Genomic DNA, 11,263 nt, shown 5'->3' with positions numbered 1-11,263 from the left:
CTACTTGATGGTATAGGTGTTTGCGCGGCCATTTTTGCTGTGGAAGGTGGCCGTGTTGCCCTCCAGATCGACCTTCTGGCATTCCGTGCCGGCAAATTTCTTGGGCTCGGTCAGGGTGCGGCACCATTTATTGCCCTTGATCTTCCACGAGCCTGAAAGTCCTTTGCCCTGGATCGTGCCATCAGCGTTGATCTTGATCGTCTGCTTATTCTTGACGTGAACAATGGTTTTGCCTGATAGCGCGGCTTTTAATTCCTTGCCGGTGGCAGCTTCGGCCATTCCAATTGGAATGACTACGCTCAAGGCAGTGGTAGTAAAATCTTATGCATGGATATTCTCCAATATGAACGAAAAATACTCGCGCATAGACTGTATCATATTTTGGCGCATCGCATAAGCCGAGCCCAGATGGTCGGCTGCTTATCCGAGTAAATCCCTCAATTTCGCGTTTTCGCTCTTGACCTTTGCGCACTGCGGCAGACATTTAGAGCCAGTCTAAAACGCATTTGAACAGGGAGCCCCACAATGGCTTTTGAACTTCCCGATCTGCCCTATGCCCACGACGCGCTGGAATCGCTGGGCATGTCCAAAGAGACGCTGGAATACCACCACGACCTGCACCACAACGCCTATGTGACCAACGGTAACGCGGCCATCGCGGGCACCGAGTGGGAAAACAAGTCGATGGAAGAGATCATCGTTGGCACGTACGACGCAAACGCTGTTGCCCAGAACGGGATCTTCAACAACATCAGCCAGCTGTGGAACCACAACCAGTTCTGGGAAATGATGGGCCCCAACCAGACCGCCATGCCCGGCGAGCTGGAAAAAGCCATCGTGGAATCCTTTGGTTCGGTTGACGAATTCAAATCGCAGTTCGCTGCTGCTGGCGCTGGTCAGTTTGGCTCGGGCTGGTGCTGGCTGGTCAAGGACGCCGATGGCGGCCTGAAAGTCACCAAGACCGAGAACGGCGTGAACCCGCTGTGCTTTGGCCAGACCGCTCTGCTGGGCTGTGACGTGTGGGAACACTCCTACTACATCGATTTCCGCAACAAGCGTCCGGTTTACCTGACCAACTTCCTGGACAAGCTGGTGAACTGGGAAAACGTGGCCTCGCGCCTGTAATTTTCCCTTCAGTTACAGGCTGCTGTCAGTATGACAAGTTTCTAAACCTCGCCCATCTGGGCGGGGTTTTTCTTTTTGGTCAAATTTCTCTTGTGGCCATGATCGCTCCGCGCCACTGTGGCCTTGAAGGCGCAAGGGACAAGGTGACATGAGCGACGGAAAAAGCGGTATCCTGGCGCTGGTCGGCGCCTGCACGATCTGGGGCCTGTCGCCGCTGTATTACAAGCTGCTGGCGCATATCCCCCCGATCGAGGTTCTGGCCCATCGAACCCTTTGGTCCTGCCTGTTCTTCGCCATCGTTCTGGCCGGGCAGGGGCGGCTTAGGCAACTGCGTGGGGCGCTTGGCTCGGTCAGGTCCACGCTGCTGGTGGGGGCGGCGGCGCTGCTGATCTCGACCAACTGGTTTTTCTTCATCATGTCCATCCAGATTGGCAAGGCGGTCGAGGCCTCGTTGGGGTATTACATCTTCCCGCTGGTGGCCGTGCTGATCGGAGTCGTTGTGTTCCGCGAAAGCCTGGGCAGACTGCAAATCCTGGCGGTGTCCTTGGCTTTGCTGGCGGTTGTCGTGCTGACGCTGGGGCTGGGGGTGGCGCCGTGGATCGCGCTGGTGCTGTCGGGAACGTTTGGCCTGTATGGATTGATCAAGAAACGTCTGCCCGTGGCGCCCCTTGTGTCCGTCACGGCCGAGGTTTTGCTGCTAAGCCCCATCGCCCTTGTCGTTCTGGCTTATGGCTGGGATCAGGGTCACGCGGCCTTTGGTCAGGGGACGCAGGATTTGCTGCTGCTGATGTTCTCGGGCCTTTTGACCGGGACGCCGCTGATCCTGTTTTCTGCCGCGACGAAGCGGGTCAGCATGGCCACGGTCGGGCTGGTGCAATACCTGAATCCGACCCTGCAGTTCCTTTGTGCGGTGCTGATCTTTGCCGAGCCTTTCGGCCAGTGGCATGCCATTGCCTTTGCGCTGATCTGGACGGCGCTTGCGATCTATTCGTTCGCCGCCATCCGTCACGAACGGGCGTTGCGCAGAACCTCTTCGGCAGCGGCGGGGGTGTCGACCACCGTGATCAGCTCCAGCAGCGAGGGATCGGCAAAGCCCTGATCCACCACGTGATCCAGCAGGGCGGTCAGCGGGCTCCAGTAGCCTTCAGAGTTCAGCAGCAAGATCGGTTTGTCATGCAGGCCCAGCTGGCGCCAGGTCAGCACCTCGAAAAACTCGTCCAGCGACCCCGCGCCACCGGGCAGCACCACGATGGCGTCCGAATTCATGAACATGACCTTTTTGCGCTCGTGCATATTTTCGGTCACGACAAAACGGGTAAGGTCGGTTTTGCCCACTTCCCATTTCATCAGGTGGGTCGGGATCACACCAAAGGTGTCGGCACCGGCATCCTGCGCGGACCGCGCAACGGCCCCCATCAGCCCAACATCGCCCGCGCCATAGACAAGCCGCCAGCCATTGGCGGCAAGAATGCGGCCCAGTTCTTCTGCATGTTGCTGATAAACCGGGCTTTTCCCGGGGCGTGAGCCACAATAGACACAGACTGAAAAGCTTTTCATGGGATTCGCCCTTTAACACCTTTGACGGTTTTGACCCCTGATACCCTTGTTGTTATGTTCGCTCAACCGCTGGGGATGAGTTGAGCGGGCTGGAAGGAATAAGATGAGCAAATTTGCAGGAGCGATGGGCGGTCAGGCCCTGACAATCACGGGTGCGATCGTGGTGGTCGCTGGCGTTGCGGGCGCCTATCTTTCGGGGGCATTCGACCCCAAGGCCCCCGCGCCAGAGCCAGCGGTGCAACCCGCACCAGTGGCCGCGCCCAAACCCGAACCCGCGCCCAAGCCCGCACCAGTGGCTGAACCTGCGGCCGAGGCGCCAGCGCCTGCACCGGCGCCCGAACCAGAGCCCGTCGTCTATGACCCGCCGCGCTTTGATGTTGTGCGCGTCGAGCCTGACGGTTCGACCCTTGTTGCCGGTGTGGCCGCCGTGGGCGCCAAGTTGGACGTGTTGCTGGATGATGCCGTTCTGGAACAGACGCAGCCGGGCGAGGACGGCAAATTCGCCGCGTTCCTGACCATCGCCCCGTCCGAGCAGCCTCGGGTTCTCAGCCTGTTGATGCGGATCGACGGACAAGAGATCGCCTCGGATGGTTCAGTGATCATCGCTCCGGTGGTGCAGGTCGCAGAGGCCCCCGCCGAGTCCGGGCAAGAACCTGCTGTGCAGCCCGATACTGCTGCGACCGAACCCGCAGAAGACGCGCCGAAACAGGACGAGCCCACCCAACCTGCTGCCAGCACGCCAGAGCAGCCCGTTCAAGTGGCCGAGGCTCCGACCGAAACGCCAGCAGAAAAGCCTGCCGAACAACCCGCGATACCCGACGCGGTCGAGGCGAAACCCGAACCCAAGGCACCCGCCGTCATTCTGGCCGACAAGGATGGTGTTACCGTCGTGCAGCCAGCACAAGCTGCGGATGCCCCGGCGTCTGATATCACCGTCGCGATCGACGCCATCAGCTATTCTGCGCAAGGGGATGTGACCATCGCCGGGCGCGGCAAGCCAGCCAAGTTCGTGCAGATCTATCTGGACAACGCACCCATTGGCGGGACCGGCATTGACGAGGCTGGCAAGTGGGACACAATCCTGACCGGCGTGGCTCCCGGCATCTATACCCTGCGTGTCGACGAGGTGGACGAAACCGGCAAGGTCCTGTCGCGGATCGAAACCCCGTTCAAACGCGAGGCCCCTGAGACGGTCGCCACTGCGCCGATCGCAAAGGCTGATGCGCCCGCCACCGACGCGCCTAAGGCCGAGGCCACGGAACCCGCCGCGTCTCGGCCCAAGGTTCGGGTAGTCACGGTGCAGCCGGGCTCGACCCTGTGGGCGATTGCACGGGACAAGTATGGCGATGGCGTGATGTATGTCCGCGTCTACGAGGCCAACAAGGACCGTATCCGCGACCCCGACCTGATCTATCCCGGCCAGGTTTTCGTGGTGCCGGAATAAGCCAGAAAATGTTGCCCTGCCTCTGGAACGGGCGGCGGGGCGACATATATCTGATGTATCTTCCTCTGCGGGGCGCTTTTGGCGTCCCGTTTTCCTTTGGGGTTGCGGGTCTCTGGCAATTCTTGGCGCCGCGCTCTATGTCTTTGCCGAAGCAAAGGAATATGACCCATGCGCAGCATCCACGGTGGCACACCCTCTGACATTGATCCGTCCCAGGCCGAGGTGAAAGGCTGGCGCACTGTTCGCCGCGTTGCCCCCTATCTGTGGCCCGAGGATCGGACGGATGTGAAGGTCCGCGTCGTTGTGGCGATGGCCCTTTTGATGCTGGCCAAGGTGGTCACCGTGCTGACCCCGATGATCTACAAAGAGGCCGTGGATGCGCTGGCCGGCGAGGGCACCTCGACGCTGGTGCTGGGGGCAGTCGGTCTGACCGTGGCCTATGGTATGGCGCGGCTGATGATGAACGGGTTCCAGCAGGCGCGCGATGCAGTGTTTGCGATGGTCGCGCAGCGGGCATTGCGTAGTCTTGCGCTTGAGACCTTTACCCATATTCACCGTCTGTCCATGCGCTATCACATCACCCGCAAAACCGGCGGTCTGTCCCGCATCATCGAGCGCGGCGTGAAAGGCGTGGAATTCCTGCTGCGGTTCATGCTGTTTTCCATTGGGCCGCTGATCCTGGAACTGCTGATGGTCGCGGTGATCTTTTTCGTGCTGTTCGACGTGTGGTACCTGGTTGTCGTGGCCGTGACGATCGCGGCCTATGTCAAGTTCACCTTTTCGGTCACGGAATGGCGCGTAAAGCTGCGCCGCAAGATGAACGAGCAGGACACCGACGCCAACCAAAAGGCCATCGACAGCCTGCTGAACTTTGAGACCGTCAAGTATTTCGGTGCCGAGGGCCGCGAGGCCGCTCGTTATGACAAGGCGATGGAGGGATATCAAAAAGCTGCGCTTTCAACGGCTTACTCGCTGTCTTTCCTGAACTTTGGTCAAGCGTTCCTGATCACCTGCGGCCTGGTTGCCGTGATGGTCATGGCCGCGATGGGCGTGGAGGACGGAACGCTGACTGTGGGCGATTTCGTCATGGTCAACGCCTACATGATCCAGATTACCATGCCGTTGAACTTCCTTGGCACGGTCTATCGCGAGATACGCCAATCCCTGGTCGACATGGCCGAGATGTTCAATCTGCTCGAACAACCCTCTGAGGTAACGGATAAGCCAGGCGCCCCCGAGGTGAAGGTGTCGGGCGGGCATGTGCGTCTGGACGGGGTGAACTTTGGCTATGATCCCGAACGGCCCATCCTGCGCGGCGTGGATATCGACGTACCCGCGGGGCAAACGGTGGCCATTGTCGGCTCGTCCGGGTCGGGCAAATCCACCATCGGGCGGCTGTTGTTCCGGTTCTACGATGTGCAGGGCGGCGCGCTGAGCATCGATGGTCAGGATGTGCGCGACGTCACGCAGGAAAGCCTGCACAGCGTCATCGGCGTTGTTCCGCAGGACACGGTGCTGTTCAACGACACGATCCGCTACAACATTGCCTATGGCCGCGACAATGCCACCGAAGCCGAGGTGATCGAGGCCGCCAAGGCCGCGCAGATCCATGATTTCGTGCTGTCTCTGCCCGAAGGCTATGACACGCAGGTGGGCGAACGTGGGCTGAAGCTGTCAGGTGGGGAAAAGCAGCGCGTGGGCATTGCGCGGACACTGCTTAAGAACCCACCGATCTTGTTGCTGGACGAGGCGACCAGCGCGCTGGACACTGATACCGAGCGGGAAATTCAGGGCGCCCTGGCGCGCGCCGGGCAGGGCCGTACGGTGATCACCATCGCGCACCGTCTGTCCACGATCGCGGAGGCCGACCAGATCATCGTTCTGGAAAAAGGCGAGGTGGTCGAGCGCGGAACTCATGCGCAGTTGCTGTCGGGGCAGGGGCGTTACTACAGCCTGTGGACCCGCCAGCAGAACGAAGAGGCGGCCTGACCCGACCCATCTGCACGAAACCGAAAAAGGCCGGGCGCTTTGCCCGGCCTTTGTCTTATTCGGCGGCTTTCAGTCCTGATTTTCCCTTGGGCGGGGCAGGTGGCGTTTCAGCCAGATCGGGAACCATATCATCCCAGATAATCTCAGGAGCTTTCAGCTTGCGGGCTGCACGCTGCAGGGCGAAGTCCTGCGCGGTACGGCTTGCCTTGCCCAGGGCCATAGCGGCCAGCGCGCGCGCGATCCACTGCACATAGGTGCTGGCCCAGACCCGGATCGCCAGCATGGACGGGGTAAAGATCAACGTCAGCACCGTCGCGATGCCCAGGCCGAACACCACAGCCGTGGCCAGCTGTTTCCACCACAGCGCCGTCGGGCTGTCGATCGAGTAGCCACCACCGATAAAGTCCAGCGACAGGCCGAACATCATCGGGGCCAGACCGGCCATCGTGGTGATGGTGGTCAGCAGCACCGGGCGGATGCGTTCCTCGGCGGTGCGGACGATCGCCTCGATCCGCGGCATATAGGACGAGTATTCCTGGTAGGTGTCGATCAGAACAATGTTGTTGTTCACCACGATCCCGGCCAGCGCCACGATGCCAGTCCCCGTCATGATCACCGAGAAGGCCTGATCCATCACCATCATCCCGATCAGTACGCCAGTGGTGGACAGAACCACCGCCAGCAGCACCAGAACCGAGTTGTAGAAGCTGTTGAACTGGGCCAGCAGGATGATGAACATCAGCGCCAGCGCGGCTGCGAATGCACTGGACAAGAAGGCCTGGGATTCGGCCTGATCCTCTTGGTCGCCGGTCCATTCCCATGCGATCCCTTCGGGCAAGGGGTTGGTGTCCAGCCACTTGGTCAGCAGTTCGATCCGCTCGTTGGCGGTGATCGGCACCTCGTTGGTCGATCCATCCGCCCTGGTCACGGTCTTGGTCAGCCCGTCAGTCAGCGCGGCCTTGATGTCGAAATAGCGTTTTTCATCCACGCGGTTGATCTGGGCCAGCTTGGGCACGGGCACGCGGGTGATGAAATTTGCCAGCGGAACCAGCCCGTCCTGCGTGCGTACTTTCAGCGTGTCCAGCGTGGACAGCAGGCGGTATTCCTCGGGCAGACGGACGCGGATCTCGATCTCTTCGTCCGAGCTGTCCACGCGCATGGTGTCCAGCAAAATGCCGCGTGTGACCAACTGCACCATCGCGCCCACCGTGGCCACGTCAGCGCCGTAAAGCCCAGCCTTTTCGGTGTTTACGTCAATCTGCCAGTCGATGCCGGGCAGGGGAAGCGTGTCCTCGATCAGCTCCAGCCCTTCGGTCTGATCGAATTGGGCGCGGGCCAGGCGCGTGGCCTCAAGCAGGTTTTCCCAGTTGTCACCCTTAAGGCGCAGGTGGACCGGCTTGCCGCTGGCAGGGCCGCGCGACTGGGCCAGGATTTCGATCTTGATGCCCGGAATTTGCTCCAGCTCGGCGGTCAGCTCGTCGATGACCAGATCGCCGTCCAGATCGGGCCGGTCAGAGCGTTCCTCCCACGGGATGGTCTCTAGCTGTACCTGACCGATCGTATCGCGGGGCGGTTGCGCGCCTCCGGTATTGTTGTTCAACCCGCCCTCGCCGGTGAAGGCAAAGGCGTTCAGAACACCCGGATGGGCCAGTACTTTTTCTTCGACTTGCCTGACCAGTTCATCCTTTTCGTGCACCGACAGGTTTCCGCGCGCACGGACGTAAACGATGGCTTGCTCAGGCTCGGACTCCACGAAGAATTCTACGCCATTGTTGTTCTGGCCGAAGGTCATGAAGGTCATTGCGACAAAGCCGATCACCGCAGCCACGGCGAGCAGAGGCATGATCGGATTGCCCGCGATGAACTTGATGAAAACCCCAAAGGGGGTGCGTCTGTGCCCCGCGCGAATGCGGCGGCGGCGTTTCCAGGTGATCTTGGCCGCACCCAATGCCACCGAAGCCCCAAAAGCCATGGCAAAGAACAGGACCGAGCCCACGGCCAGTGCAATGCCGGGTTTGTCAGCCAGCGAGGGCGACAGATAGGCGGGGTTCAGCACCTGCATCGCACCGATGAACATGCCCATCCAGGTGACCGGCACCAGCGCCGCACGCGCCCACCATGGGAAATGACGGATCAGGAAGGCCGAGCCGAACTCGAACCGGCGGCTCAGGCGGCCGGACACGCCGCCCATCACGGGCAGATAGATCAGCGCAACCACAAGGCTGGCGGACAGAACAAAGATCAGCGTCACCGGCAGCATTCCCATGAACTCGCCCGGCACACCGGGCCAGAACAGCATGGGCAGAAAGGCACACAGTGTCGTCGCCGTGGAAGAAACGATGGGCCAGAACATCCGCTTAGCGGCCTCGACATAGGCATGCATGGGGCCAACGCCCTCTTTGATGCGTTTGTCGGCATATTCCACGACCACAATGGCGCCATCCACCAGCATCCCCACGGCCAGGATCAGACCGAACATGACGATGTTGGAAATGGTCACGCCCATCATTGCCAGCAGCACGAAACACAGCAGGAACGAGGTCGGAATGGCAAAACCCACCAGCAATGCGGCCCGGCTGCCAAGGCTGGACAAAACCACGATCATCACAAGCGCGATGGCCGTCAGAACCGAGCCTTCCAGCTGGCTGACCATCGAACCGACAACGCGGCTTTGATCGTTCGAGGTGCCCACGCGCACAGCGGCCTTCAGGTCATCGGGCCATTCGGCATGAACGTCTTCGACGACCTTGCGGACCTCTTCGGTGGTGTCCAGCAGGTTAAAGCCCTTGCGTTTGACCACCTGCAGTGCGACCGTCGGCTCGCCGTTGAAACGGGCCAGTCCGGCGCGGTCCTCGAAGGTCAGACGGATATCGGCCAGATCGCCCAGGGTCACGACGCGCTGGCCGTTGATCTTGACGGGCAGGGCATAGATGTCACGCGGCTCGTCAAAGGACGAGGGGATCTTGACCGCAAAGCTGCCCTGATCGGTCTTTACCTCGCCGGCGGCAACCAAAAGGTTGTTGTTCTGAACAACATTGATCAGCTCGCCTGCGGTGACGTTATAGGATTCCAGTCGCAGCGGGTCGATCACGACCTCGACCATTTCATCGCGCGATCCGGCAATGCCGGCCTCAAGCACCGCATCCAGGCCTTCGACCTTTTCCTGCAACTCCTTGGCGATCCGGGTCATGGTGCGTTCGGGCACATCGCCGGTCAGGTTCACGATGATGATCGGAAATTCCGAGAAGTTAATCTCGTTGATCGAATATTTCTCGACCCCATCAGGGAAAAACCCTTCGGCGGTGCCCATCGCGTCGCGCACCTCGGCAAGAACTCTGGCCTTGTCCCAGCCAAATTCAAACTCCAGCGCGACCCCGGCATAGTTTTCCGCAGCGGTCGAGGACATGGATTTCAGCCCGTCCAGATCGGAAAGCTCGGTCTCCATCGGCTTAACCAGAAGCGTTTCAGAATCCTCGGCCGAAATGCCGGGGAACTGGACGCTGACAAACAGGGCGGGGATGTCGATATCCGGCTCGCCCTCTTTGGGCAGGCCAAAATAGGCATAGGATCCTGCGGCCAGAGACAGCAGGATAAACGCCATGATCATACGGGCGCGCGCGGCGGCCCAATCGACCATACCAGTCATTACTTGGCCTCCCGGAAGGTCGGCGCGACTTCGACGCCCTTGGTCACATATTCCTGACCAACGACGATCACATCGGCGGTTTCATTCAGGCCGGTGACCCAGACGCCGTCGATCGTGTCGCGGATCAGGTTGACGGGGACAAAGTCGACGATGTTGCCGTCCCCGACCACACGGACGCCAAGTGCGCCGTCATCATTCAGCGTCAGCGCCGATTGCGGCAGAAGGTGCGCCTTGGCGCCGTCGGCTGCGATCAGGATCTCGGCAGTCTGGCCGTCGCGGATTTTCAGGTCCGGGTTCGGCACGTCGATGTCCACGCGGAAGGTGCGCGTTTGCGGATCGGCCGAGCGTGACAGAAAGCTGACCGTGCCGCGCAGCTCGGCTCCGTTGGCAAGACGTGCTCCGGTCAAGGCGCCCAGCGTGACGCGGTCAACCTCGGTTTCGGGGACGTAGCCGACCAGTTTGATCGGGTCCAGTTGGATGATGGTGGCGCAGGTGGCCCCCGCGCTCAGCAAGCTGCCCAGCTCGGCGGTGTCGGATTCTAGCAGGCCCGCAAAGGGGGCCGAGATCGTGACACGCTGCATTTCCTTTTCGGCCTTGGCCACGCCGGCCTGCGCAGATTGCACACCCGACTGGGCCGATTCCAACCCCGAGCGCGCAGATTCGACCGATGCTTCGGCTGATTTCACCGCCGCCTCGGCCGATGCCAGACGAGTTTCAGCCGCATAGCCCGAGTCGTTCAGTTTCGATGCCACGTTATAGTTGATCTGGGCCTCGTGCAGGCGCGCTTCGGCCTCTTTCAGCTTGGCTTGTGCAGCCGGCCCCGAGGCGCGGGCGTTGGCCAGTGCCGCCTGAGCTTCGGCCAGGGCGGCGGGACGGGTGCCCGGATCCAGGCGGCACAGTTCCTGGCCTGCCTCAACCGAGGTGCCGCGGCGAAGCGGTTCGGTGATCACGATCGCGCTGGTTTCCGCACGGACATTCACCTGGCGCACGGCCTGGGTTTCGCCGCGCATAATCACTGCGCTGTCAACGGTTTGCGCAATCGAATGCTGGGCAATAACCCCGATCAGGGCGCGCGGTTCATCGGGTGCCTTTCCAGCAGTATCGGCCGTTTCAGGGTCGGTTGTGCCGCCTTCCTGGGCCACCTCGGCTGCCTGCTCGGAATCACCGGACAGGGCAAAAGCGGTCAGGGCGTCTCGCTCCATCACGAGTACATACAATAAAGCGGTCACCAGAATGGCGGTGAGAACCGGAATGGGTCGCATCTTACAACTATGTCCTTTTCGCGCGCAAAGACTCGGGGGTGGTTCGTAAATAGACGGCAGAGCCCCGAAAACAACAAAGCGGCCCAGTAATAGTCCTGAACCGTTTAGTTCAGTTTAGGATGTTAAACCGCTTCACGCAAGTGTGCAGGTGCAGAATGGCTCTGGTCCCTCTCAAAGGCTTCGCAGGCCTTGGCAGTCAGGGGACGACACGCTAAGAGAGGGCAAAGTCATCGAAAGGGC

The 11,263-nt window shown here is 60.7% G+C and carries 8 protein-coding genes; 4 read left to right on the top strand and 4 right to left on the bottom strand.

Annotation, left to right across the window (positions count from 1 at the left end):
• Window positions 1–279: a lipocalin-like domain-containing protein gene (locus ACOQOQ_RS14180; RefSeq protein ID WP_420567639.1), complete on the bottom strand. Its 279-nt coding sequence runs from the start codon at window positions 277–279 to the stop codon at window positions 1–3.
• A 246-nt stretch (window positions 280–525) separates the two neighbouring features.
• Between ACOQOQ_RS14180 and ACOQOQ_RS14175 the strand changes: the two genes are divergently transcribed.
• Together ACOQOQ_RS14175 and rarD are read left to right on the top strand one after the other, a co-directional pair.
• Entirely contained in the window at window positions 526–1,125 is a 600-nt protein-coding gene (locus ACOQOQ_RS14175) for a superoxide dismutase (protein ID WP_420567638.1), read from the top strand.
• Window positions 1,126–1,273: 148 nt separating this feature from the next.
• On the top strand, window positions 1,274–2,224 hold the full coding sequence (gene rarD, locus ACOQOQ_RS14170; protein ID WP_420567637.1) for an EamA family transporter RarD: 951 nt from the start codon (window positions 1,274–1,276) through the stop codon (window positions 2,222–2,224).
• On the opposite strand, the gene ACOQOQ_RS14165 is transcribed toward rarD, so the two are convergent.
• Window positions 2,131–2,682, bottom strand: coding sequence for a TIGR00730 family Rossman fold protein (locus ACOQOQ_RS14165; RefSeq protein WP_420567636.1), 552 nt, complete (start codon window positions 2,680–2,682; stop codon window positions 2,131–2,133). The genes rarD and ACOQOQ_RS14165 overlap by 94 nt on opposite strands.
• A gap of 103 nt (window positions 2,683–2,785) precedes the next feature.
• Between ACOQOQ_RS14165 and ACOQOQ_RS14160 the strand changes: the two genes are divergently transcribed.
• Both ACOQOQ_RS14160 and ACOQOQ_RS14155 read left to right on the top strand, forming a co-directional pair.
• A complete protein-coding gene (locus ACOQOQ_RS14160; RefSeq protein ID WP_420567635.1) occupies window positions 2,786–4,126 on the top strand; it encodes a LysM peptidoglycan-binding domain-containing protein in 1,341 nt (446 codons plus the stop codon).
• 168 nt (window positions 4,127–4,294) lie between these two features.
• Window positions 4,295–6,115, top strand: coding sequence for an ABCB family ABC transporter ATP-binding protein/permease (locus ACOQOQ_RS14155; protein ID WP_420567634.1), 1,821 nt, complete (start codon window positions 4,295–4,297; stop codon window positions 6,113–6,115).
• A 55-nt stretch (window positions 6,116–6,170) separates the two neighbouring features.
• Here ACOQOQ_RS14155 and ACOQOQ_RS14150 read toward each other — a convergent pair whose 3' ends face one another.
• Window positions 6,171–9,761: an efflux RND transporter permease subunit gene (locus tag ACOQOQ_RS14150; protein ID WP_420567633.1), complete on the bottom strand. Its 3,591-nt coding sequence runs from the start codon at window positions 9,759–9,761 to the stop codon at window positions 6,171–6,173.
• Window positions 9,761–11,023, bottom strand: a complete 1,263-nt coding sequence (locus tag ACOQOQ_RS14145; RefSeq protein ID WP_420567632.1) for an efflux RND transporter periplasmic adaptor subunit — start codon at window positions 11,021–11,023, stop codon at window positions 9,761–9,763. The genes ACOQOQ_RS14150 and ACOQOQ_RS14145 overlap by 1 nt, the downstream gene beginning before the upstream one ends.
• Between the last annotated feature and the right edge of the window lie 240 nt (window positions 11,024–11,263).

Source organism: Thalassovita sp. (assembly GCF_965218685.1).
Lineage (GTDB): Bacteria > Pseudomonadota > Alphaproteobacteria > Rhodobacterales > Rhodobacteraceae > Thalassobius.
Note: the sequence above shows the minus strand (reverse complement) of the source record. Positions and strands in the feature narration are given on the sequence as shown.